Raw genomic sequence first — 23,206 nt, 5'->3', positions numbered from 1 at the left:
CCCTTATCGCAGCGCGCCTTCGGCGCGCAGCTCTTCTGCGGCTTCGGCGTCGTACCACCAGAAGTCCATCTCGCCCAGAGCCAGCGGCGGCATGTTCTCGGGATGGCGGTACTGGTCGTAATAGGCGACCGTGTGGACGTCCTTGTACCACTGCGGCACCCAGAACATCTCGGCGCGCAGCACCCGGTCGAGCGCATGGGTCGCGGTGGTCAGCTCATCGAGCGTGTCCGCGTCGATCACCGCCTTCACCAGCCGGTCCACCGCCTCGCTGCGCAGCCGCATCAGGTTGCGCGAGCTGTCATCGGCGGTCTTGGAAGCGTACCACTGCTCCAGCCCGACGCCCGGCTCGAAGCCCATCGAGAAGGTGTGGTTGACGAGGTCGAAATCGCCCGAGCGCAGGCGCTCCACATATTGCGAGGTGTCGACCCGCTCCAGCACGCCGCGCACGCCCAGCCGCGCGAGGTTCTCGATGAAGGGGTTCACGACGCGGTCGAATTGCGGGCTGCGCTGCAGGAAGACCACTTCGAGCAGCTCGCCATCCTTGCGCCGCAGCCCGTCATCGCCGACGGTCCAGCCCGCCTCGTCGAGAAGACGCCCCGCCTCGCGGTAGGTGCTTCGCGCGGGCGTGTTGCTCGCCGCATCGAGCACCGGCGCGCGGCGCGCCTCCTCGGTCAGGATGCTTTCGTCCAAGAGCCCCTCCTCGACCAGCGGCGCGAGGATCGCGCGCTCGGCCTCGGACGGCGTGCCGGTGGCTTCGAGGTCGGAGTTCTCCCAGAAGCTCTCGACCCGCTCGTAGAGCCCGTAGAACAGCGACTCGTTGGACCATTCGAAATTGAACATCAGGCCGATCGCCTCGCGCACGCGCGGGTCCTGCCATGTCGGATCGTCGAGATTGAAGACGAAGGCCTGCGCCGTGCCGATATCGCCCCTCGGGATCTCCTCGGTCACGACCCAGCCCTTCTGGATGGCGGGGAAGTCGTAGCCGGTGGCCCAGTCCTTGGACGAGTTCTCGATGCGGAAGGTGTATTCGCCCGACTTGAACCCCTCGAAGGCGGCGGCGCTGTCGGCGAAATACTCGATGCGGATGCTGTCGAAGTTGTTGCGGCCGATGTTGAGCGGGTGATCGGCGCCCCAGAAGTTCTCGTTGCGGCCATAGACCACGCGGCGGTTGATGTCGAAATCCTTCAGCTCATAGGCGCCGGTGCCCAGAAACGGCTCCTTGCGGCTCTCGTCGATCCGCGCGCCGGTCTTTTCGAACCAGTCCTTGGAAAAGGCGATGGTGCCGCCCGCAAAGCCGATCACGTCGCGGCGCGGCGCCTCTTCGGCGAAGGTGAACTTGATGCGGTGCGGGCCGAGCACCTCGACGCTGTCGAGAAAGCCGTCGACCACGTTGCGGTATTCGGTGATGCCCTGTTCGAGGAACAGCTCGTTGGTGAACTTCAGATCCTCGGCCGTCATCGGCGTGCCATCGGCGAATGTCACGTCGTCGCGCAGGTTGAAGATCACCCAGTCGCGGCTTTCGGGATATTCGAGCGTGGTGCACAGGTAGCAATAGAGCCCGTAGGGATCGTCGGCCACCGGGGTCATGATCCGCTCATAGGGCAGCGCGTTGAGCGCCGCCGCCACGCCCTCGCGCGAATAGGAGTTGAAGCTGTCGAAGGTGCCCATCGTCCATTCGCTGATCTCGCCGCCCTTGGGCGCGTCGGGGTTGACGTAGTCGAGATGCTCCATGTCGGGGCCGTATTTCAGTTCGCCGACATTGGTGTAGCCATGGCTGGTGATGATGGTCTCGCCGCTCTCCTGCGCGCCCGCGGGCAGCGCCAGCACCAGCGCCCCCAGCGCCAGCGCGGCGCCCGCGATCCGGTGATGCGGCGCACCCATGGGGCGGATCGCGGCGCGGGCGGGATGACGGGTCGGTCGCATGGTGCACTCCTCCGGCAGGACAGCCTGAAGGCGAGGCTAGCGGCGCAAGCGCCTGACGTTCAAGGCGAGAATGCGTGAGCGGCGCGTGTCCGCCGCCGCGGCGCATGCGAAAAGGGCCGCCCTGTCGGGGCGGCCCTTCGATGGATCAACCTGGGGCTGAGATCAGCCGCCGATGGTTTCGAGATAGGCGATGAGGTTGGCGCGGTCCTCGACGTCCTTCAGACCGTTATAGGTCATCTTGGTGCCCGGGGCGTAGTCGCGCGGCGCCTCGAGGAAGCCGTCGAGGTTTTCGGGCGACCAGACATCGGCCACCGCCTTGAGCGCGCCCGAATAGCTGTAGCCCGGCTCGGCGCCGACCGCGCGGCCGACCACGCCATAAAGCGAGGGGCCGGTGCCGTTCACGCCCTCTTCGAGCGCGTGGCAGGAGCGGCAGTTGCGCCACACGCCCTCGCCCGCCGAAGCGTCGGCCGCGGCATAGATCTCCTCGAAGGGCACCGCCTCTTCCTCGGGCGCGGCTTCGCCGCTGTCCTCGACGGGAATGGAATAGGCCTGCGCGACCTCGCCGTGACCGCCGCCGTGGCCTCCGCCATAGATGATGTCGGCGGCCCAGCCACCAAGGAGGAAGACCAGCAGCGTGCCGCAAAGGCCGCCAACGACCTTGGTCAGGGTCATCGTGTCGAACATGTCGCGTTCCATTCCGTTCGGCGTTTCGCGGCTATGTATCCGCTTCCCGCGCGATGTTGCAAGGTGTAGAGCCGCGACGAAATGCCCTTTGGGGAACGCCTGTCGAGGGAGGGCACCGCATGGCCGGTCGTATCGCATTCCAGGGAGAGCTCGGGGCCTACGGCCACCAGGCCTGCGCCGAGGCGCGCCCGGGCTTCGAGCCCATGCCCTGCACCACATTCGAGGACGCGATCGAGGCGGTGCGCCGCGGCGATGCCGAGCTGGGCATGATCGCGGTCGAGAATTCGACCTATGGCCGCGTGGCCGACGTGCATCACCTGCTGCCCGAAAGCGGGCTGCACATCGTCGGCGAGGCCTTCGTGCGGGTGCATATCAACCTGCTGGGCGTGAAGGGCGCGCGGCTCGATCAGGTCGAGACCGCGACCAGCCATACCGTCCTGCTCGGCCAGTGCCGCGGCTTCCTGCGCGAGCACGGCATCTCGACGATCACCGGCGCCGACACCGCAGGCTCGGCCCGCGCCATCGCCGAGGCGGGCGATCCGCGCCACGCGGCGCTGGCCTCCGAGATCGCGGCCGAAATCTACGGGCTCGACGTTCTGGCGCGCCACATCGAGGATCACGCGCGCAACACCACGCGGTTTCTCGTCATGGCGCGCGAGCCCGACCTCAGGCGGCGCGGCGATGCGGGGATGATGACCAGCTTCGTGTTTCGCGTGCGAAACATTCCCGCCGCGCTCTACAAGGCGATGGGCGGCTTCGCGACCAATGGCGTCAACATGACCAAGCTCGAAAGCTACATGGTCGGCGGACAGTTCACCGCGACGCAGTTCTATGCCGAGATCGAGGGCCACCCCGACGACCGCAACGTCCAGCTCGCCTTCGACGAGTTGGATTACTTCACCGACAGCATCAAGCTGATGGGCGTGTTCCCGGCCGCGCCGCGCCGGCACGAGCCCGCGCCGCGCGGCTGAAGGCGGGAGCCGGCCCCGCGCGGGGTCAGGCGCCCGAACGGCGCTTCCAGCGGGCCTCGAGCTCCTGGCCATAGCCCTCGAAGCGCCCTTGCAGACGCGCCTCTATGCGGGGGCGGAACAGCTTGATCGACTGCATGACGAGCCGCCCCGTCATGTTCAGGGGCCTGAGCTTCGCCCGGGCGGAGAGCTGCGACTGCTGGGTCTCGACCGGATCGGCGCTGACCTCGATGCCGATCTCGATGCCGGCGACCTGCGCCACGATGCGGTAGCTTTCGGGCGGCGCATGATCGGCAAGATCGACGACCACCTCGCGCCCGCCGAGCACCGGGATCGAGCCGGGCAGATCGACCTGCCAGCCCTGCCGCGCCCCGGCCGCGTCGTCCCGGCCGCGCACCTCGATCCCGCGCCGCATCGCCTGCCGCTCGAAGGCGGTGAAATCGCTGGCCTGCGCGAAGACGAAGTCGCGCGGCGCGGCGACCTGCTGCTGGGACGAAAATTCCATGGTCGTGCCTCGCTTTGCCTCGGGGGGAGCGCCGCGCGCTCTGCGGCCCCGGTTCTCGCGTCAATCGAGCCGGCCCGCAAGCCGGTTCCACGGCAGGTGCCGCGCGATCGGCAGCCTGCCGCGCCAGGGCGGCGGCACCCGCGCATCGCCGCGCGCCAAAAGCGCCGCCAAGGGCCCGCGAATCGGGCCGGACCCCGGCCGCGCGATCGGGCCCGCCGCCGCCGAAGATGATGTCGTCCGAGGGCCTCCGTCTCCGCCTGCCTCCCCGATCCGCCCATAGTGACGCTGCGGCGCGGCCCATACAGCGCAACGTCGCGCCCTGGCAAAGCTAGGCAGGGCCCGGCGCACAACCTAAAGAGTTTCGACCATGCGGGGCGGCAACCGCCGTCACCGGGGTTCGAAAGGACGCGGCATGCATGTCGGCACGGGGGTGACGCGGCGCGAGGGGGGCGATTCGGTCCATCTGCGGCTGATCTGCACGACGGATCTGCACGGGCATGTGCTGCCATGGGATTACCTTTCGGGGCGGCGCGATCCCGGGGTCGGGCTGGCCCGGCTGGCGCCGCTGATCCGCGCGCATCGCCGCCGGGGCAACACGCTGCTGTTCGACAATGGCGATTTCCTGCATGGCACCCCGATGGCCGACGCCGAAACCGAGCGCCTCGCCCGGCGCGGCGCCGGGTCGAGGGATGGGCCGGGAAATGGGCCGCATGCCGGGCCGCACGCCATGATCGCGGCGATGAACGCGCTGGCCTATGACGCGGGCACGCTGGGCAATCACGAGTTCGACCGGGGGTTGCCGCTGTTGCGGCGCGCGCTGCGCGGGCTCGACCATCCGGTGACCAGCTGCAACCTCGCGCTCGCGCCGGAGGCCGGGGCGTCCCTGGCCCCGCCGGGGCTGATGCTGCGGCGGCGGTTCCGCTGCCGCGACGGGCGCAGCGTCGGCCTGCGGATCGGCGTGCTCGGCCTGGCGCCGCCGCGCACCGCCGAATGGGACCGGCTGCGCTTTGCCGGGGGGCTGGTGGCCGAGGACATGGTGGGCGCGGCGCGGCGGCAGGCGGCGCGGCTGCGCGCCGATGGCGCCGATCTGGTGGTGGCGCTGGCCCATAGCGGCCTTGGCGCGGCGCTGCCGCCGCCGGGCGCCGACAATGCCGGGCGGGCTCTTGCCGCCCTGCCCGACATCGACGCGCTGTTTCTGGGGCATACCCATGTGCCGCGGGCCAGGGGGGCCAGCGGCCCGCCCGGCTGCCCGCTGGCACAGGCAGGCCGCCATGGCAGCCATATCGCGGTGATCGAGCTGGGGCTGCGGCGCGATGCGGCGGGGCGCTGGCGCAGCCGGGGCCAGGGCCGGGTCGAGACGCCGCCCGCCACCGGCTGCGACGCGGCGACCGCCGCGCCCGTCCGGCGCGCGCATCGCGCGGCGCTGGCCGCATTGCGCCGCCCCGTGGGCCACAGCACCGTGCCGATCGACAGCCATTTCGCCCTCGTCGCGCCCGAAACCTCGCTGCAGCTCACCGCCGATGCGCTGCGCGCCGCCGCGCGCCGGCTGCTTTGGGGGCGCCCCGAGGCGGCGCTGCCGCTGCTTGTCGCCGTGCGGCCCTTCCGCGCGGGCGGGCATGGCGGGGCGGGGCATTACCTGTCGCTGCCCGCGGGCGCGCTGACCGAAGGGCATCTGCAGGCGCTCTACCCGCATCCCGACCGGCTCTGCCTCGAGGTGGTCGACCGCGAGGCGCTGCTTGCCCAGCTCGAACGCGGCGCGGCGGCGTTTCGCCGGATCGTGCCCGGGCGGCGCGACCAGCCTCTGCTCGACATGTCCCGCCCGCCCTACCGGTTCGAGCTGATCGACGGGCTCGACTGGCGCATCGATCCGAGCCGGCCCGCCGGCGATGGCCGGATCGACCATCTGCGCCATGCGGGCCGCGGCCTCGGGCCGCGGGACCGCTTCGTCCTCGCCTCGGCGGGCCAGGGGGCGGGCGGCGACGATGCCGTGCGGCGCTGCCTGCGCGCGCGGCGCATCGCGGTCGAGGGACCGCTGATGCGCGAGGCGCTGCGCGCGCATCTGGCGCTCGGCCCGGTGACGCCGCGCCCGCGCAATTCCTGGCGCTTTGCCGCGCTGCCGGGCACCGCCGCCTGGTTCGACGCCCCGCCCGAGGCGCGGGCGGGCGCGGCGCGGATCGCGCGGCAGGTCGCGCCGCTCGGCCCGGCGGCGGGGGGCTATCACCGCTTCGAGCTGCGCTTCGGCCCCGAAGGCGTGGCCCATCCCATCGACTCGGGGCCGCGGCTCGGCTATGGCGGCCCGGCCAGGACAAGGACGCCCCGATGCCCCGCCGCTATGACGCCGTGATCTTCGACCTCGACGGCACGCTGGTCGACACCGAAACGCTGTGCAACACCGAGGCGCTGCCGGCGCTGGCCGCGCAGGGCATCGAGGTCGCCCCCGATTTCTTCGAAAGCCTCGCAGGCGTGCATGACGAGCGCCGGGTCGAGCTGATCCGCGAGCATACCGGCCAGCCGCTCGACAAGAGCCGCTTCTACGCCGATTGGGACGCGCGGGTCGAGGCGCGGCTGAAGGACGGGCTCGCGCTCAAGACCGGGGCCGAGCCGCTGATCGCCGCGATCGCGGGTCTCGGCCTGCCGATGGCGATCGCCACCTCATCGCGCCGCGCGCCGGGTCTGGCCAAGATCCGCGCGGCCGGGCTCGACGCGCATGTCGAGACCATCGTGACGGTCGAGGACATCGAGAGGGCCAAGCCCGCCCCCGACGCCTATCTTGAAGCCGCGCGCAGGCTTGGCGCAGCACCCGAGCGCTGCCTCGTCTTCGAGGACAGCGACACCGGCGCGCGGGCGGGCATGGCCGCGGGCATGACCGTGGTGCAGGTGCCCGAGGCCGACGGCACGACCGGCGAGCACGCCGCGCATCTGGCGCGCGAGCTGATGGCGGGCGCGCGGGCGGCGGGGCTTCTGCCGCTGCCGGCCTGATCGCGGCGCCTCTTCCACCGACTTCCATCGACGCGGTCTTGCGTCCCGCGCCGCCCTTCCCTATATCGCGGATCGAGAGGTTGGCGCGGGCAAGCGCCTCGCCAACCCGGTCAGGTCCGGAAGGAAGCAGCCGCAACGAGCCCCGCTTGGGTCGTGTTCAGCCTCTCACCCACCCGAAGAACGGAGGACATCATGGAGATTGTGATCGCCCTCCGGGCCGGGGCCGCCTGAGCCGCCCTGCGCCCGACGCGAAACTGCCCGCCCCGGCGGGCCCGTGTTCTTTCGTGACGGGACCATTCCATTGACAGACCTGACACTTTCCGATCTCGGCTGGTCGGAGCATTTCGCGCGCCAGCTCGAAGAGGGCGACGCGCCCGCGCGCGTGGCCGAAATCCATCGCACCCTTCTCGTGGCGCTCACCCCCGACGGCCCGGTGAAGCTTCTCGCCCCTTCGGGCGCGGGCTCCTTCGCCGTGGGCGACTGGGTCGGCATGCAGGGCGGCGCGGCGCGCGTTCGCCTCGCGCCGCGCAGCCAGATCGCCCGCAAGGCCGCCGGACACACCGTCTCGCGCCAGCTCGTCGCCGCCAATGTCGACACACTCGGCATCGTCACCAGCTGCAATGACGACTTCAACCCGGCGCGGCTGGAGCGCTACGTGGCGCTGGCGATGGCGGGCGATTGCCTGCCGCTGGTGATCGTGACCAAATCCGACATGGTCGAGGACGTGAGCCCCTATCTCGCGCAGGCGCGCGCGATATCGCCGCTCGTGGTGGCCATGGCGCTCAACGCGCGCGACATCGACGACGCGGCGCGGCTGGAGCCCTGGTGCAAGCCGGGGCAGACGCTGGCGCTTGTCGGCTCCTCGGGCGTCGGCAAGACGACGCTGCAAAACGCGCTCACCGGCGGGGCCGAAGCCACGGCGGGCATCCGCGAGGACGACGCCAAGGGGCGGCACACCACCACGCACCGCGCGCTCCGGCGCTGCCGCGCCGGGGGCTGGCTGATCGACACGCCGGGGATGCGCGAGCTGCAGCTCACCGACACCGCCGAGGGGATCGAGGAGCTGTTCGACGATGTGACCGATCTGGTGGCGCAATGCCGCTTTTCGGATTGCGCGCACGAGACCGAGCCGGGCTGCGCGGTGCGCGCCGCCGTCAAGGCGGGCGATCTCGACCCCGAGCGCCTCGCGCGCTGGCGCAAGCTCGAGGCCGAGGACCGGCGCAATTCCGAGACGCTGGCCGAGGGGCGCGCGCGCGGGCGCAGCTTCACCAAGCATATCAAATCGACCCAGCGCGGGGCGCGCCGCCGCAAGGGCGGTTGACGCCCCCTCCTTCGCCGGGCCTGATGGCGCGGCGAAGGAGGCCACATGGACAAGACCGAGGGCGACCGCGAGGTCGACGCCAAGACCAAATGGGCCGAGGATCGCACCGACTGGGCCGAGGACCGCACGCTTCTGGCCAATGAGCGGACCTTCGCGGGATGGATGCGCACCGGCATGGCGGCGCTCGCCGTGGCGATCGGTCTCAAGGCGGTGTTCGGCGAGTTCCAGCCCACATGGGTCGCCAAGGCGGTGGCCTCGGTCTTCATCCTCGGCGCGCTGCTGATCTTCGCCGCCTCGGCGCATGAGGCGCGCAAGGCGCAGGCGCGCATTTCCAGCCACGACGCCGAGGCGCAGAGCACCCGCCGCATGCTGGCGCTCGCCGTGCTGCTGTCGTTCGGCGGATTGGCCACGGGCGCGATCCTGTGGCTGTTGTGAGCGCCCGCGAGGTGGACCTCACCGCGCCCAGCGCATAGTTTGGCCCGGTCCCGATTTCCGGAGCCGATGCATGACCGACGCCCCCGCTGCCTACCAGGTTCTCGCCCGGAAATACCGGCCCGAGACCTTTGCCGATCTCGTCGGGCAGGACGCGATGGTGCGCACGCTGAAGAACGCCTTCGCCGCCAACCGCATCGCGCAGGCCTTCATCATGACCGGCATCCGCGGCACCGGCAAGACGACCACCGCGCGGATCATCGCCAAGGGCATGAACTGCATCGGCCCCGACGGCACAAGCGGCCCCACCACCGAGCCCTGCGGTGTGTGCGAGCATTGCGTGGCGATCATGGAAGGCCGCCATGTCGACGTGATGGAGATGGACGCGGCCTCGAATACCGGCGTCGCCAATATCCGCGAGATCATCGACAGCGTGCATTACCGGGCGGCCTCGGCGCGCTACAAGGTCTATATCATCGACGAGGTGCACATGCTGTCGACGGGGGCGTTCAACGCGCTTCTCAAGACGCTGGAGGAGCCGCCCGAGCATGTGAAGTTCATCTTCGCGACCACCGAGATCCGCAAGGTGCCGGTGACGGTGCTGTCGCGCTGCCAGCGATTCGACCTGCGCCGGATCGAGCCCGAGGTGATGATCGGGATGCTGCGCCGCATCGCCGATGCCGAGGCCGCGCAGATCGCCGATGACGCGCTGGCGCTGATCACGCGGGCCGCCGAAGGCTCGGCGCGCGACGCGACCTCGCTTCTCGATCAGGCGATCAGCCATGGTGCGGGCGAGACCACGGCCGAGCAGATCCGCGCGATGCTCGGCCTCGCGGATCGCGGCCGGGTGCTCGACCTGTTCGACATGGTGCTCAAGGGCGACGCGGCCTCGGCGCTGACCGAGCTTTCGGCGCAATACGCCGAAGGGGCCGACCCGATGGCGGTGCTGCGCGATCTGGCGGAGATCGCGCATTGGGTCTCGGTCATCAAGATCACCCCCGAGGCCGCCGACGATCCGACGGTGGGCCCCGACGAGCGGGCGCGCGGCGCGCAGATGGCCGAGGCGCTGCCGATGCGGGTGCTGACCCGGCTATGGCAGATGCTCCTGAAGGCGCTGGAAGAGGTGGCCCACGCCCCCAACGCGATGATGGCCGCCGAGATGGCGGTGATCCGGCTCACCCATGTGGCCGACCTGCCAAGCCCCGAGGAGCTGGTCCGCAAGCTGGCCGACGCGCCTGTCCCCCCGCCCCCTTCGGGCGGTGGCGGCGGCGCGCGCCCGGCGCAGGGCGGCGGAGCCCAGGCGCGCGGCGCCCCCGCCCCGACCCATGCCGCGCCTTCCGGCCCTTCGGCCCGCGGCGCGGCCCAGCCCGCCGTGGCGCAGCAGGAAAACCCGCTCGCCCGCTATGCCAGCTTCGAGCAGGTGGTCGAGCTCATTCGCACGCATCGCGACGTTCACATGCTGATCGAGGTCGAGACGACGCTCAGGCTGGTGCGCTATGCCCCCGGTCGGATCGAGTTCGAACCGACGCCGGACGCCCGCTCCGACATGGCGCAGCGGCTGGGCCAGAAGCTTCAGGCCTGGACCGGGGCGCGCTGGGCGATCAGCGTGGCCAATGAGGGCGGCGCGCCCACCATCGCCGAGACTCGCGACGCGGCGGCCAATGCGCTCAGGCAGGAGGCTGAGGCGCATCCGCTGGTGCGCGCGGTCTTCGCGGCCTTTCCCAAGGCGAAGATCACCGAGATCCGCACCGAGGCCGAGCGCAGCCAGCACGCCGCCGAGGAGGCGCTCCAGGAGGTCGAGGACGAATGGGACCCGTTCGAGGAAGAGTGAGCCCAATCGCCGCGCCGCCCTTGTGACGCGGCCCTCGCGACCGTATCTCTGGGCCAACGCATTCGAGGAGATCAGCGATGTTCAAGGGGCTCGGTGGCCTGGGCGACATGTCCAAGATGATGAAGGCCGCGCAGGAGATGCAGGGCAAGATGGAGAAGATCCAGAAGGATCTCGAAACCATCACCGTGACCGGCGAAAGCGGCGCGGGTCTCGTCAAGGCGACGGCCACCGCCAAGGGCGAGCTGACCGGGCTCGACATCGATCCGTCGATCTTCGTGGCCTCCGAAAAGGAGGTGGTCGAGGACCTGATCCTTGCCGCGATCAAGGACGCGCAATCGCGCGCGACCGAGCGTTCGCACGAGGAGATGAAGAAGATCCAGGACGAGCTCGGCCTGCCCGCCAGCATGAACCTGCCATTCTGAGGACCGCCCTTCTGGTTCATCTTTCTTCAAATACGCAAATCCGCCGCGTCGGCCCGCGCGAGGCCCGGTCATGAGCGAGGACCGCGAGGCGATCGACCGGCTGATCGAGCTGATGTCGCGTCTGCCCGGGCTCGGGCCGCGCTCGGCCCGGCGCGCGGTGCTGCATCTGGTCAAGAAGCGCGGCACGCTGCTCACCCCGCTCGCCGAGGCGATGACGGAGGTGGGGGCGACCGCGCGCGAATGTCTCAATTGCGGCAATGTCGGCACGGGCGATGTCTGCGGCATCTGCGACGATGCGCGCCGCGCGACGGGGCAGATCTGCGTGGTCGAGGACGTGGCCGATCTTTGGGCGATGGAACGCTCGGGCGTGTTCAAGGGCCGCTACCACGTGCTCGGCGGCACGCTCTCGGCGCTCGACGCGGTCGGCCCCGAGGAGCTGCGCATTCCGCGGCTGATGGACCGGGTGCAGTCCGAGGCGGTGAACGAGGTGATCCTCGCGCTCGGCGCCACGATCGACGGGCAGACCACGGCGCATTACATCGCCGACCAGCTGCCCGGCGTTTCGGTGACCTCGCTGGCGCAGGGCGTGCCGGTGGGCGGCGAGCTCGATTACCTCGATGACGGCACGATCAGCGCGGCGCTGAGGGCGCGGCGCAGCCTCTAGGCCCTTGCGGCAGGCCCGCGAGACGGTCTATCCCCGCCCCCAAGCGAGGACGACCTCCGCCCCCCGGCCCGGGGGCCCACAGGCCGGGACGACCCGGCGGACATGGCCAGAGCGGAGACCTCCATGCGCACGAAATCAGACCGGATCCGGCAGGCCGTCAGCTTCGAGCTGATCGGGCTGGCGCTCGTCACGCCGCTGGGCGCGTGGCTTTACGGTTTTCCGCTGCTCGACATCGGCGCGATCAGCGTGATTTCCTCGCTGGTGGCGACCTGCTGGAACTACGCGTTCAACTTCGCCTTCGACCACGCGCTCAAGCGCTGGCGCGGCACCACCGCCAAGACCTTGCCGCTTCGGGCACTGCACGCCACGGCGTTCGAGCTGGGGCTGCTGGCGATCCTGCTGCCGATCTTCTCGTGGTGGCTGGGGCTGGGCTACGTGGAATCCTTCATGGTGCAGCTCAGCTTCGCGCTGTTCTATCTCGGCTACACCTTCGTCTTCACCTGGTGCTACGACCGGGTCTTTCCCGATCCCGAGGCACGGGTGGCGGCCTGAGGCCCAGGCCGAGGGCCGCGGCCCCCGGCGCAGGCGAGGCTCACTTCTCCTCGTCGCCTTCGTCCTCGTCGCCCTTGCCCGGCAGGTTGAAGAAGCTGTCGGCATCGGTGACGTCGCGCTCGTCCTTGGGCTCCTCCTCTTCCTCGGCGTTGCTTTCGGAGAGGGTGAAGCCTTCGAGGCCGCTCATCGAGGCGGGCATCTTGGGCTCGGGCGACATGCCAAGGCTCTGTTCGGTCGAGACCAGCTTGCGGCGCTCGTCGTCGCTCATGGCCGAGCCGTCGCGCAGGCGCTTGGCATTGGCCTGCTGCACGGCGGCATCAAGCTCGGACTGGCGGCACAGGCCCAGCGCCACCGGGTCGATCGGGTCGATATTGCCGATGTTCCAATGGGTGCGCTCGCGGATCGCCTGGATCGTCGGCTTGGTGGTGCCGACCAGCTTGGAGATCTGGCCATCCGAAAGCTCGGGGTGGAACTTGACCAGCCACAGGATCGAGGCCGGGCGGTCCTGGCGCTTGGACAGGGGCGTGTAGCGCGGGCCGCGGCGCTTTTCCTCGCCCACGGCGGAGGCGTTGAACTTGAGCTTCAGCTTGTGCAGCGGGTTCTTTTCGGCCTTGTCGATCTCGTCCTGCGTCAGCTGGTTGTTGGCGACCGGGTCGAAGCCCTTCACGCCCGCGGCGACGTCGCCATCGGCGATGCCCTGCACCTCGAGCTCGTGCAGCCCGCAGAAATCGCCGATCTGCTTGAAGCTGATCGTCGTGTTGTCCACCAGCCAGACGGCGGTGGCCTTGGCCATGAGCGGTTTGTCAGCCATGTGAACACCCTTTCGAAAAACACGTCTTCCCCCGGCCCCGGCCTGGGGCGGACCGCCTGGCGGTCCTTGGTTTCCATTTTCGGGGAACTCAACGCGCTATATAGGGACCGTACAGGCAGGAGGAAAGACATAAATGACCTTTGCGGCAAGAGCCCTGATGGCGCTGGCGCTCTGCGCCGGCACGGCGCGGGCCGAAACGCCGGGCGATTTCGACTACTACGTGCTGGCCTTGAGCTGGTCGCCCGGCTGGTGCGCGCGCGAGGGCGCGGCGCGCGGCTCCGAGCAATGCGACGAGAGCCGCGATCTCGGCTGGGTGCTGCACGGGCTCTGGCCGCAATACGAGACGGGCTGGCCCGATTATTGCACCACCACCCAGGCCGCGCCATCGCGCCGCGAGACGGCGGCGATGGCCGACATCATGGGCAGCGGCGGCTCGGCCTGGCACCAGTGGAAGAAGCACGGCACCTGCGCGGGGCTGTCGTCGCGGGCCTATTTCGAGACCGCGCGCGAGGCTTACGGCGCGGTGCGCCGCCCCGAGGAATTCCGCCAGCTCGAGGACGAGATCACCCTGCCCGCATCGCTGGTCGAGGAGGCGTTCCTGCGCGACAACCCCGATCTTTCCGCCGACGGGCTCACCGTGACCTGCCGGGATGGCATGGTGCAGGAGGTGCGGATCTGCCTCACCCGCGATCTGGAGCCGCGCGATTGCGGCGCGGACGTGATCCGCGACTGTTCGCTCTCCGATGCGCTGATGCTGCCGATCCGCTAGGGCGCGCCCAGCATGTCGAAGAAGGCGACCGTGGCGGAGACCATGTCGTCGAGCCGCTCGGGGCCTTGATAGGCGTCGAAAGTGTGATCCATCTCGCGCAGCCAGAGCTCCTGCGGCCCGTCATGCGCCTTGAGCCACATCTCGGCCTGCGCCGGATCGACGGTGGCGTCCTCGCTGCCCTGGGCCACGAAGAGCGGGCCGTCATAGCGGGCGATCTCGGCCAGCGGGTCGGCGTCGAGCACGCCTTCGAAGAAGGGCTGGTTCAGGGTGATCTCGGCCCCCCATGGCAGGGCGACGCTGGTAGGCGCATCGGATAATACCCCCTGCTCCAGCGTCTTGGGCCCGAACAGGGTGGCGAAGGTGATCTGCGGATCGGCCACCGCCGCCCAGAGCGCCACCGCCTCCAGATCCGCGCCGCGCCCCGCCAGCGTGGCCGCGACAAGCCCGCCCTGGCTCCAGCCGATCAGGTAGAGCGGCCCGGCGCTGCGGTCATCGGCGGCGAGCCAGTCGAGCGCGGCCTGCGCATCGGCGATCTGGCTTTCGAAGGTGGTGTCGGCGAAATCGAACCCTTGGGTGCTTTCGCCCGAACCGCGGAAATCGATGCGCAGGCTGGCATATCCCGCCTCGGCCAGCAGCCGCGCGGTGCGGCGGAACACCCCCTCGCCCGTGCCCGCGATATCGAGCTCGTCGCGGTCGCCGGTGAAGCCGTGCAGCAGCAGCACGGTGGGCGCAGGGCCATCGGGCGGCAGCGCCAGCGTGCCATAGACCGGCGTGTCCCCGACCTCGAAGGAGACGCGGTCCGACAGCCCCGCGCGCCCATCCGAGAGCGGCAGCGGGCGCGGCCATGGCGCGTGGATCATCAAGGTGGAAAGATCGTCCTGCGCCGCCGCCACGCCCTCCTCGGGCGTATCCGCCGCCTCGGGCGCGGCCGCCTCCTGCGCGAGCGCGGGCATCGCGGCGAAAAGCGCCGCGGCGAGCGTGGTGCCGAACGGTCTGGTCATGCTGGATCTCCGTCGCCTGCGCCGCCATTGGGCGGCGCAGGCGACGGCGTGTCAAGCGCCGCGCGGGGGCCTCCCCTCCCCCGCGCGGGCGGTGCTGCGCTCAGCCGATGGCGGCGGCGCGCACGTCCTCGTCGATATGCGGCGTGTATTGCGCGAAGTTGTCCGCGAACATCTGCACCAGCTTGGCGGCCTGCGCGTCGTAAGCCGCCGGATCGGCCCATGTGCCGCGCGGATCGAGCAGCGCGTCATCGACGCCCTCGACCGAGACCGGCACGTCGAAGCCGAAATTCGGGTCCTTGCGGAAGCTGCCCTCGGCGAGGCTGCCATCGAGCGCCGCGGCCAGAAGCGCGCGGGTCGCGGCGATCGGCATGCGGCGGCCGGTGCCATAGGCGCCCCCGGTCCAGCCGGTGTTGACGAGCCAGCAGGTCGCGCCGTGATTGCCGATCTTCTGCTGCAGCAGCTTGCCGTATTCCTCGGGGCGGCGCGGCATGAAGGGCGCGCCGAAGCAGGTCGAGAAGGTGGGCTCGGGCTCGGTCACGCCGCGCTCGGTGCCCGCGACCTTGGAGGTGAAGCCCGACAGGAAGTGATACATCGCCTGCGCCGGGGTCAGCCGCGCGATCGGGGGCAGCACGCCGAAGGCGTCGCAGGTCAGCATCACGATGTTCTTGGGATGCCCGCCCAGAGCGCTCTCGGAGGCGTTGGAGATGTAGTGCAGCGGATAGGCGCAGCGCATGTTGGCGGTGAGCGAGCTGTCCTCGAAATCGAGCTCCAGCGTGTCCTCGTCATGCACCATGTTCTCGATCACGGTGCCGAATTTCTGCGTGGTGGCATAGATCTCGGGCTCGGCCTCGGCCGAGAGCGAGATCGTCTTGGCGTAGCAGCCGCCCTCGAAGTTGAAGGTGCCGCGCTCGGACCAGCCATGCTCGTCATCGCCGATCAGCACCCGGCCCGGATCGGCCGAGAGCGTGGTCTTGCCGGTGCCCGACAGGCCGAAGAACACGGCCGTGTCCACCGGGTTGCCCGGCGCGTGGTTGGCCGAGCAATGCATCGGCATCACGCCCTTTTCGGGCAGCAGGTAGTTCAGCAGGGTGAAGACCGATTTCTTGTTCTCGCCCGCATATTCGGTGCCGCCGATCAGGATCACCTTCTCGTCGAAATTGAGCGCGATCACCGTGCCCGAGCGGCAGCCGTGGCGCTCGGGGTCGGCGCGGAAGCTCGGCGCGTTGATCACGGTGTATTCGGGGGTGAAGCTGTCGAGTGCCGCGCGCTCGGGGCGGCGCAGCAGGTGGCGGATGAACAATCCGTGCCAGGCCAGCTCGGTCACCATGCGCACGTCGATCCGGTGCGCGGGATCGGCCCCGGCGTAGAGATCCTGCACATGCATGGACCGGCCCGCGAGATGGGCCAGCATGTCGGCCTTGAGCGTGGCGAAGGCCTCGGGCGCCATGGCTGCGTTGTTCTCCCACCAGATCGTGTCTTCGGTGGTGGCGCTGCGCACCACGAACTTGTCCTTGGGGCTGCGGCCGGTGTGCTGGCCGGTGGTGACCAGAAACGTGCCGCCCTGGCCCAGCTTGCCCTCGCCGGCGCGGATCGCGGCCTGCATCAGCTGCGGCTCGGTGAGGTTGTAATAGACCTCTCCCAATCCGCAGACCCCCTGCGCCTCGAGGGTCATCTCGGGGTTCACGCGTCCATGCTGCATCGTCCGGCTCCTCTCTGCGGGGCGGTCATCCTGGGCCCCTGCAACCGGCATAACACGAGGTTTTTAAAGGCGACCATGCAGTTAGCGCAACCAGTCTGACTGTTAGCGCAACCGCGGCCCGTGCCACCCCCGATCGCCCGCCCGCGCGCCCCGGCGCGGGGGCCAGGGGGGGCATCCGGCGCAGGAAAGGTGCGGCATTTTAGCCATTGGTTATCGCATTTCGGCGCAAATGGGGCGTCTTTGGGGCCGCGATTCGTCCTGCAGGCTTGATATGTGGCCGCCAAACCGGGAAGACGGTTGGGGGCCGTGAACAAGAATCCATGCTGGAAAGGGATCTCGATGTCGAAAATCGCACTCGTGGATGACGACAGGAACATCCTGACGTCGGTGTCGATGACGCTCGAGGCCGAGGGCTTCGAGGTCGAGACCTACAATGACGGGCAGCAGGCGCTCGACGCCTTCAACAAGAAACTGCCCGACATGGCCGTGCTCGACATCAAGATGCCGCGCATGGACGGCATGGACCTGCTGCAGCGGCTGCGCCAGAAAACCCAGATGCCGGTGATCTTCCTGACCTCGAAGGATGACGAGATCGACGAGGTTCTGGGCCTGCGCATGGGCGCGGACGACTACGTCAAGAAGCCCTTCTCCCAGCGCCTGCTGGTCGAGCGGATCCGCACCCTGCTGCGCCGTCAGGACGCCATCTCGGGCGAGACCGTCGAGGTCACCGAGGACAACAAGGTCATGGAGCGCGGCCACCTGACCATGGACCCGCTGCGCCACGCGGTGAAATGGAAGGGCAACGACGTCTCGCTCACCGTCACCGAGTTCCTGCTGCTGCAGGCGCTGGCCCAGCGCCCCGGCTTCGTCAAGAGCCGCGACCAGCTGATGGACGTGGCCTATGACGACCAGGTCTATGTCGACGACCGCACCATCGACAGCCACATCAAGCGGCTGCGCAAGAAGATGCGCAACGCCGACCCGGATTTCTCCGCGATCGAGACCCTCTACGGGATCGGCTATCGCTACAACGAGGAATAGGCCCCGCCAGCCGAGGATGGACCGCGCATGACCGCCGCCCCCAAGATCGACGTGAGGGACCTCAACTCGGTCCGCCGCGCCGCCCATGAGGGGGGGCGCGAGACGCGGGAGGGGGTCGTTCTCGGTGAGGACTGGGTCTCGCCCGAGACCTCAGACCAGCGGCGCCGCCGGCCCCGGCTGGTGCGGCTCAACCGGTCGCCGCTGGCGCGCAAGATCATCACCTTCAACCTGATCGCGCTGCTGCTGCTGGTGGCGGGGATGCTCTACCTCACCCCCTCGCGCGACAATCTCGCCTTCCAGCGGGCCTCGTCGCTGGTGAGCCAGGCCGAGCTGGTGGCCGACCTGTTCGAGGTGCAGCTGCCCGGCACCGCCCCGGTCGACCTGATGACCGGCGACGGGATCGACGTCGCCGCCAGCCTCGAGGCGCTCGAGCTGCGCGACGGCATCGAGCTGCGGGTCTTCGACGCTTCCGGCCGGCTGGTGGGCGAAGCCGCCGCCGAAGATGGCGCGGCGGTGAGCGGGCTCGATCTCGAACCGGGCGGCACGGTCCTGACCGATCTTCTCAATTCCGGCTGGGAGGCGCTGGCCGGGCTGCTGTCGCCCGCGAGCGCGCCGCCGCCCACCTTCGGCACCGCCGATGCGGCCCGCGCGCTGGTCTCCCCGGCGCTGGCCGGCGGCACGGCGGTGCAGACCCGCACCGACGCGCAGGGCCGCACGATCTTTGCCGTGGCCACGCCGATCGAGCAGGGCCGCCGCGCCGTGGGCGTGGTGGCGATCACCTCCGCGGCGGGCGAGATCGACGCGCTGGTGCGGCGCGAGCGCGAGCAGGTGCTGCAGATGTTCGTGGTCGGCATCCTCGTCTCGATCGGGCTGAGCCTGGTGCTCGCCTCGACCATCGCCAACCCGCTCTCCGAGCTGGCCGCCGCCGCCGAAACCGGCCGCGACCGCAACGCCCGCAAATTCGCCCCCACCCGCGTGCGCATCCCCGACCTGACCGCCCGGCCCGACGAGATCGGCCGTCTTTCGGCGGCGCTCAGGGGCATGGTCGCCGCGCTCTACGACCGGATCGAGGGCAACGAGCAGTTCGCCGCCGACGTGGCGCACGAGATCAAGAACCCGCTCGCTTCGCTGCGCTCGGCCGTGGGCAGCCTGCGGGTCGTCAAGCGCGAGGATCACCGCGAGAAGCTCCTCGACGTGATCGAGCACGACGTGCGCCGGCTCGACCGGCTGGTCTCGGACATCTCCAACGCCTCGCGGCTCGACGCCGAGCTGGTCAAGGAAGAGGAGGAGAGCTTCGACCTCCTGAAGATGCTGTCGAACCTCAACGATTTCCTCGGCCGCGAGGCCGCTCTGAAGGGGATCGACTTCATCACCGACCTGCCCTCGCGCCCGATCCACATCCAGGGCCTCGAAGGGCGGCTGGCGCAGGTCTTCGTCAACCTGATCACCAACGCCATCTCGTTTTGCGAGGATGGCGACGCGATCCGCATCTGGGCGCGGCAGCGCGAGAACCGGGTGCTCGTCGTGGTCGAGGACACCGGCCCCGGCATCCCCGAAGAGGCGCTGACCAAGGTCTTTCAGCGCTTCTACTCCGAGCGCCCCGAGCAGCAGTTCGGCAACAATTCCGGCCTCGGCCTCGCCATTTCCAAGCAGATCGTCGAGGCGCATGGCGGCGTCATCTGGGCCGAGAACATCCGCCCGACCGAGGCCGACCCCACCTCGGAGCCGCTCGGCGCGCGCTTCGTGGTGGGCCTGCCGGTCTGAGACCCGGTGCAGAGCATCGGCCTTCACGCCAGCTGCGTCGCGTGGCGCGGGCGCGGCGTGCTGATCACCGGGCGCTCGGGCAGCGGCAAATCGGCGCTGGCGCTGGCGCTGATGGCGCTGGGCTGCGATCTGGTGGCCGATGATCGCACCGAGCTGAGCCTTTTGCCGGATGGCGGGCTGCGTGCGAGCTGCCCCGCCGCCATTGCCGGCATGATCGAGGCGCGCGGCGTCGGGCTGCTCGGCGCGGTGCCGGCGGGGCCGGTGCGGCTGCACCTCGCGGTGACGCTCGACGTTGCGGAAACCGCGCGCTTTCCGCCGAAACGCAGCGTCGCCCATCTGGGCTGTTCCCTCCCCTTGCTTCACGATATCGGGACGGGCCATTTCGCGCCCGCGATCCTGCAGTATCTGAAGGCAGGACGGAGAGAGCCATGATACCCGACCCTGCCCTTGCCACAGATCACCGCGCCGCCCCCGAGGGCGAGCAGAGCCTCGTGCTCGTCACCGGCCCTTCGGGCGCCGGGCGCACCACCGCCATCAACGTGCTGGAGGATCTCGGTCACGAGGTGATCGACAACCTGCCGCTGTCGCTTCTGGAACGGCTGCTCGAAGGGCCGCCGCTGACGCATCCGCTGGCGCTGGGGCTCGACGTGCGCAACCGCGACTTCACCACCGACGCGCTGATCGACGCGATCGACCGTCTGGCGCGGCGGCCGGGGCTGCGGCTGCAGGTGCTCTATCTCGATTGCAACGAGGACGAGCTGGTGCGGCGCTATTCCGAGACGCGGCGCCGCCACCCGCTCGCCCCGGCCGAGAGCCCCGCGGCGGGCATCGCGCGCGAGCGCGATCTGTTGGGGCCGGTGCGCGCGCGCGCCGACGTGCTGATCGACACCACCGGCCTGTCGCCGCATGAGGGCCGCGCCGAGATCGAGCGCTGGTTCGCCCCGCCGGAGGGGCGGATGCTCGCGGTGACGCTGCAGAGCTTTTCCTACAAGCGAGGCCTGCCGCGCGGGCTCGATCTCGTCATCGACTGCCGCTTCCTGCGCAACCCGCATTGGCAGCCCGAGCTGCGCCCGCTCGACGGGCGCGACGCCGAGGTCGATGCGCATGTCGCCGCCGATCCCCGCTTTGACGGCTTCTTCACTTCGATGTGCGACTTTCTCCTGCCGCTGCTTCCTGCCTATCATGCCGAGGGCAAGACGCATCTCGCGGTGGGATTCGGCTGCACCGGCGGGCAACACCGTTCGGTCGCGGTGACCGAACGTCTGGCCGAGGCTCTTGCACAGGAAGGGTGGCAGGTGTCTAAACGTCACAGGGAGCTGGAACGCCGGGCCGGGACAGGGCGCCCGACAGCCGCACGGGGACAAGTCGGGTGATTGGAATCGTCATCGTGGCCCATGGAGGCCTCGCACGCGAATATCTTTCGGCCGTGGAGCATGTGGTGGGCCATCAGCCGGGTGTCATGGCGATCACCATCCTGCCCGACGACGACCGCGCCGCCAAGCAAGACGAGATCTGCCTTGCCGCCGACAGTGTCGATGCGGGCGACGGCGTGGTCATCGTCACCGACATGTTCGGCGGCTCGCCCTCGAACCTGTCGCTCAGGGCCTGCTCCTTCGCCGACAGGCGCATCCTTTACGGGGCCAACCTGCCCATGCTGATCAAGCTTGCCAAATCCCGCGGCAAGAGCGTGCCCGACGCGGTGCGCGCGGCCCTCACCGCGGGGCGCAAATACATCGACAGCCTGATCGTCGATGCGGACCTGCAGACGGAGACACGAACCGGAACATGACGACTTCAAGACGCCTGCAGATCATCAACGTGAAGGGGCTTCACGCCCGCGCTTCCGCCAAGCTCGCCGAAACGGTGGAATCCTTCGACGCCGAGGCAACCGTGAGCCGCGACGGCCTTTCGACCACCGGCGACAGCATCATGGGGCTTTTGATGCTCGCCGCCTCGCGCGGCACCTGGATCGAGGTCGAGACCTCGGGCGCCGAGGCCGAGCGCCTCGCCGACGCGATCGAGGCGCTCGTGAGCGACTGCTTCGGCGAAGGGGGCTGAGCCCCCTCCCCCGCTTCGTTCAGCGCGTCGGCACCGGGGTCTCGCCGCGGTAGTCGTAAAAGCCGCGCCCGGTCTTGCGGCCAAGCCAGCCCGCCTCGACATATTTGGTCAGCAGCGGACAGGGCCGGTACTTGGTGTCCGCCAGCCCGTCATGCAGCACGTTCATGATGGCGAGACAGGTGTCGAGCCCGATGAAATCCGCAAGCTCCAGCGGCCCCATCGGGTGATTCGCCCCGAGCTTGAGCGAGGTGTCGATCGAGGAGACCGAGCCCACGCCCTCATAGAGCGTGTAGACCGCCTCGTTGATCATCGGCATCAGGATGCGGTTGACGATGAAGGCCGGGAAATCCTCGGAGGTCGCCGCCGTCTTGCCCAGCCGGTCGACCACTTCGAGACAGGCGCGGAAGGTCTCCTCGTCGGTGGCGATGCCGCGGATCAGCTCGACGAGGCTCATCACCGGCACGGGGTTCATGAAGTGGAAGCCCATGAACTTCTCGGGCCGGTCGGTGCGGCTCGCCAGGCGGGTGATCGAGATCGAGGAGGTGTTCGAGGTCAGGATCGTGTGCTCGGCCAGATGCGGCACCAGCTCCTCGAAGATCGCGGTCTTGACCGCCTCGCGCTCGGTCGCGGCCTCGATGATCAGGTCGCAGGGGCCCAGATCGGTCAGGGTCTGCGTGGTCGAGATCCGGCCCAGCGCCTCGGTCTTCTGCGCCTCCTCCAGCGCGCCCTTGGCGATCTGCCGGTCGAGATTGCGCTCGATCGTCTTCATCGCCTTGTCGAGCGCCTCGGCCTGCACATCGGTGATCAGCACCTCGTAGCCCGCCCGGGCAAAGACATGCGCGATGCCGTTGCCCATCTGCCCGGCGCCGATCACGCCCACCCGTTCGATCGTCATGGTCCTGCCTTCCTCTCCTGTTCGCGCGCAACATAGGTCCGCTCTCGCCCCCGTCACAAGGGGAGCGGCGCGGCTTAGCGGTATCGCAAGGCTTCCGTGGTCTCTTGGCAGGCGGGAAACTGGGTGAGGGTGTGCCATGGGGCATGACGGAAACGGCCAATTGGCCGGTACGATCGCGCGTGTGCGTTACGAAGGATCACGGCTCGATGTGCGGGGGCCGCGGCGGCGTCTGGCGGGGCGCTACATCGCCTGCCCCGGCGGGACGGAGACCTTCGGGCCGGGGCTGGAGGCGCCCTTCGTGGCGCTCTTGGAGCGGCGCATCGGCCAGAGCTGCATCAATCTCGGCACGCTCAATGCCGGCGCGGGGGCGCATCTGAATGATGCGGCGCTGCTCGACATCTGCGGCCGCGCCGAGCGGGTGGTGTTGCAGGTCACGGGGGCGCATGGCGTGTCGAACCGGCTCTTTACCGTGCATCCGCGCCGCAACGACCGGTTTCTCAAGGCCTCCCCGGTGCTGCGGTCGCTCTACCCGGATATCGACTTCACCGAATTCTGCTACACGCGCCACATGCTGCTGGCGCTCAAGGCGCATGATGCGGCGCGCTTCGAGACGCTGCGGGAGGAAATGTGCACCGCCTGGACCATGCGGATGCGCAAGCTGATCAGCAACCTCGCCCCGCCGGTGACGCTGGTCGTCATGTCTGAGCGGCGCGGCAAGGCGGGGCTGGGAGAGGATCCGCTGTTCGTGACCCCTGCCATGGTCGAGGCCCTGCGCCCGATCGTCGATGGCATCGTCACCGCGCCGCGGCCCCATTTGCCCGAAGCCGCGCGGCACCGCGCCGTGGCCCGGGCGCTGGGCGAAGCCTTCGCCCTGCAGGCGGCCTGAA

At 69.5% G+C, this 23,206-nt stretch carries 24 protein-coding genes and 1 other RNA gene; 18 read left to right on the top strand and 7 right to left on the bottom strand.

Features of this window, described 5'->3' with window-relative positions; genetic code table 11:
* Nucleotides 1–3 precede the first annotated feature (3 nt).
* Nucleotides 4–1,923, bottom strand: a complete 1,920-nt coding sequence (locus tag CJ301_RS09440; protein ID WP_099276670.1) for an extracellular solute-binding protein — start codon at nucleotides 1,921–1,923, stop codon at nucleotides 4–6.
* A gap of 162 nt (nucleotides 1,924–2,085) precedes the next feature.
* The gene (locus CJ301_RS09435) at nucleotides 2,086–2,607 is read right to left on the bottom strand and encodes a c-type cytochrome (RefSeq protein WP_099276722.1); all 522 of its coding nucleotides are present in this window, start codon (nucleotides 2,605–2,607) and stop codon (nucleotides 2,086–2,088) included.
* Nucleotides 2,608–2,726: 119 nt separating this feature from the next.
* Between CJ301_RS09435 and CJ301_RS09430 the strand changes: the two genes are divergently transcribed.
* Complete coding sequence (locus CJ301_RS09430; protein WP_099276668.1) at nucleotides 2,727–3,578, top strand: prephenate dehydratase; 852 nt, start codon at nucleotides 2,727–2,729, stop codon at nucleotides 3,576–3,578.
* Nucleotides 3,579–3,603: 25 nt separating this feature from the next.
* On the opposite strand, the gene CJ301_RS09425 is transcribed toward CJ301_RS09430, so the two are convergent.
* Nucleotides 3,604–4,080, bottom strand: a complete 477-nt coding sequence (locus CJ301_RS09425) for an SRPBCC family protein (RefSeq protein WP_099276666.1) — start codon at nucleotides 4,078–4,080, stop codon at nucleotides 3,604–3,606.
* 412 nt (nucleotides 4,081–4,492) lie between these two features.
* Between CJ301_RS09425 and CJ301_RS09420 the strand changes: the two genes are divergently transcribed.
* From CJ301_RS09420 to CJ301_RS09380, 9 genes are all read left to right on the top strand, one after another.
* Nucleotides 4,493–6,424: a metallophosphoesterase gene (locus tag CJ301_RS09420; protein ID WP_162620483.1), complete on the top strand. Its 1,932-nt coding sequence runs from the start codon at nucleotides 4,493–4,495 to the stop codon at nucleotides 6,422–6,424.
* Entirely contained in the window at nucleotides 6,400–7,059 is a 660-nt protein-coding gene (locus CJ301_RS09415; protein ID WP_099276662.1) for an HAD family hydrolase, read from the top strand. Before CJ301_RS09420 ends, CJ301_RS09415 begins: the two co-directional genes overlap by 25 nt.
* Nucleotides 7,060–7,132: 73 nt before the next feature.
* Nucleotides 7,133–7,230, top strand: an RNA gene (ffs, locus tag CJ301_RS09410) — signal recognition particle sRNA small type.
* 130 nt (nucleotides 7,231–7,360) lie between these two features.
* Nucleotides 7,361–8,380, top strand: a complete 1,020-nt coding sequence (rsgA, locus tag CJ301_RS09405) for a ribosome small subunit-dependent GTPase A (RefSeq protein ID WP_099276660.1) — start codon at nucleotides 7,361–7,363, stop codon at nucleotides 8,378–8,380.
* A 45-nt stretch (nucleotides 8,381–8,425) separates the two neighbouring features.
* The gene (locus CJ301_RS09400; protein WP_099276658.1) at nucleotides 8,426–8,815 is read left to right on the top strand and encodes a YidH family protein; all 390 of its coding nucleotides are present in this window, start codon (nucleotides 8,426–8,428) and stop codon (nucleotides 8,813–8,815) included.
* A gap of 70 nt (nucleotides 8,816–8,885) precedes the next feature.
* On the top strand, nucleotides 8,886–10,643 hold the full coding sequence (locus CJ301_RS09395; protein ID WP_099276656.1) for a DNA polymerase III subunit gamma/tau: 1,758 nt from the start codon (nucleotides 8,886–8,888) through the stop codon (nucleotides 10,641–10,643).
* 77 nt (nucleotides 10,644–10,720) lie between these two features.
* On the top strand, nucleotides 10,721–11,065 hold the full coding sequence (locus CJ301_RS09390) for a YbaB/EbfC family nucleoid-associated protein (RefSeq protein ID WP_099276654.1): 345 nt from the start codon (nucleotides 10,721–10,723) through the stop codon (nucleotides 11,063–11,065).
* 70 nt (nucleotides 11,066–11,135) lie between these two features.
* Entirely contained in the window at nucleotides 11,136–11,729 is a 594-nt protein-coding gene (recR, locus tag CJ301_RS09385; RefSeq protein ID WP_099276652.1) for a recombination mediator RecR, read from the top strand.
* A 123-nt stretch (nucleotides 11,730–11,852) separates the two neighbouring features.
* On the top strand, nucleotides 11,853–12,281 hold the full coding sequence (locus CJ301_RS09380; RefSeq protein WP_099276650.1) for a PACE efflux transporter: 429 nt from the start codon (nucleotides 11,853–11,855) through the stop codon (nucleotides 12,279–12,281).
* A 40-nt stretch (nucleotides 12,282–12,321) separates the two neighbouring features.
* Here the strand turns inward: CJ301_RS09380 and CJ301_RS09375 are convergent, their stop codons facing one another.
* Nucleotides 12,322–13,092 carry a DUF1013 domain-containing protein gene (locus tag CJ301_RS09375; protein ID WP_099276648.1) on the bottom strand — a complete coding sequence of 257 codons (771 nt, stop codon included), beginning with the start codon at nucleotides 13,090–13,092 and terminating at the stop codon, nucleotides 12,322–12,324.
* A gap of 133 nt (nucleotides 13,093–13,225) precedes the next feature.
* On the opposite strand from CJ301_RS09375, the gene CJ301_RS09370 reads away from it, so the two are divergent.
* Nucleotides 13,226–13,861: a ribonuclease T2 family protein gene (locus CJ301_RS09370; protein ID WP_099276646.1), complete on the top strand. Its 636-nt coding sequence runs from the start codon at nucleotides 13,226–13,228 to the stop codon at nucleotides 13,859–13,861.
* Here the strand turns inward: CJ301_RS09370 and CJ301_RS09365 are convergent.
* Nucleotides 13,858–14,862: an alpha/beta hydrolase family protein gene (locus CJ301_RS09365; protein WP_099276644.1), complete on the bottom strand. Its 1,005-nt coding sequence runs from the start codon at nucleotides 14,860–14,862 to the stop codon at nucleotides 13,858–13,860. The two genes, CJ301_RS09370 and CJ301_RS09365, sit on opposite strands and share 4 nt — an antisense overlap.
* Before the next feature lie 100 nt (nucleotides 14,863–14,962).
* Nucleotides 14,963–16,561, bottom strand: a complete 1,599-nt coding sequence (locus CJ301_RS09360; protein ID WP_099276642.1) for a phosphoenolpyruvate carboxykinase — start codon at nucleotides 16,559–16,561, stop codon at nucleotides 14,963–14,965.
* A 339-nt stretch (nucleotides 16,562–16,900) separates the two neighbouring features.
* Here CJ301_RS09360 and CJ301_RS09355 point away from each other — a divergent pair, with 339 nt between their 5' ends.
* From CJ301_RS09355 to CJ301_RS09330, 6 genes are read left to right on the top strand one after another with little or no spacing between them, the layout of a single operon-like run.
* Complete coding sequence (locus CJ301_RS09355) at nucleotides 16,901–17,602, top strand: response regulator transcription factor (protein ID WP_099276640.1); 702 nt, start codon at nucleotides 16,901–16,903, stop codon at nucleotides 17,600–17,602.
* 27 nt (nucleotides 17,603–17,629) lie between these two features.
* Nucleotides 17,630–19,366 carry a sensor histidine kinase gene (locus tag CJ301_RS09350; protein ID WP_099276638.1) on the top strand — a complete coding sequence of 579 codons (1,737 nt, stop codon included), beginning with the start codon at nucleotides 17,630–17,632 and terminating at the stop codon, nucleotides 19,364–19,366.
* A gap of 6 nt (nucleotides 19,367–19,372) precedes the next feature.
* Nucleotides 19,373–19,798 carry an HPr kinase/phosphorylase gene (locus tag CJ301_RS09345; RefSeq protein ID WP_099276636.1) on the top strand — a complete coding sequence of 142 codons (426 nt, stop codon included), beginning with the start codon at nucleotides 19,373–19,375 and terminating at the stop codon, nucleotides 19,796–19,798.
* Complete coding sequence (gene rapZ / locus CJ301_RS09340) at nucleotides 19,795–20,739, top strand: RNase adapter RapZ (RefSeq protein ID WP_099276634.1); 945 nt, start codon at nucleotides 19,795–19,797, stop codon at nucleotides 20,737–20,739. The genes CJ301_RS09345 and rapZ overlap by 4 nt, the downstream gene beginning before the upstream one ends.
* Nucleotides 20,736–21,155, top strand: coding sequence for a PTS sugar transporter subunit IIA (locus CJ301_RS09335; RefSeq protein ID WP_099276632.1), 420 nt, complete (start codon nucleotides 20,736–20,738; stop codon nucleotides 21,153–21,155). The genes rapZ and CJ301_RS09335 overlap by 4 nt, the downstream gene beginning before the upstream one ends.
* Nucleotides 21,152–21,424: an HPr family phosphocarrier protein gene (locus CJ301_RS09330; protein WP_099276630.1), complete on the top strand. Its 273-nt coding sequence runs from the start codon at nucleotides 21,152–21,154 to the stop codon at nucleotides 21,422–21,424. The genes CJ301_RS09335 and CJ301_RS09330 overlap by 4 nt, the downstream gene beginning before the upstream one ends.
* Nucleotides 21,425–21,443: 19 nt before the next feature.
* On the opposite strand, the gene CJ301_RS09325 is transcribed toward CJ301_RS09330, so the two are convergent.
* Entirely contained in the window at nucleotides 21,444–22,319 is an 876-nt protein-coding gene (locus tag CJ301_RS09325; protein WP_099276628.1) for a 3-hydroxybutyryl-CoA dehydrogenase, read from the bottom strand.
* A gap of 136 nt (nucleotides 22,320–22,455) precedes the next feature.
* On the opposite strand from CJ301_RS09325, the gene CJ301_RS09320 reads away from it, so the two are divergent.
* Nucleotides 22,456–23,205 (top strand): DUF6473 family protein, encoded by a 750-nt coding sequence (locus tag CJ301_RS09320; RefSeq protein ID WP_301553814.1) that lies wholly within the window; start codon nucleotides 22,456–22,458, stop codon nucleotides 23,203–23,205.
* The last annotated feature ends 1 nt before the right edge of the window (nucleotide 23,206 follow it).

The organism is Limimaricola cinnabarinus, assembly GCF_002723615.1.
Classification (GTDB): Bacteria; Pseudomonadota; Alphaproteobacteria; order Rhodobacterales; family Rhodobacteraceae; genus Limimaricola; species Limimaricola cinnabarinus_B.
The sequence above is the reverse complement of the archived record's forward strand: the minus strand, read 5'-3'. Positions and strand labels throughout refer to the sequence as shown.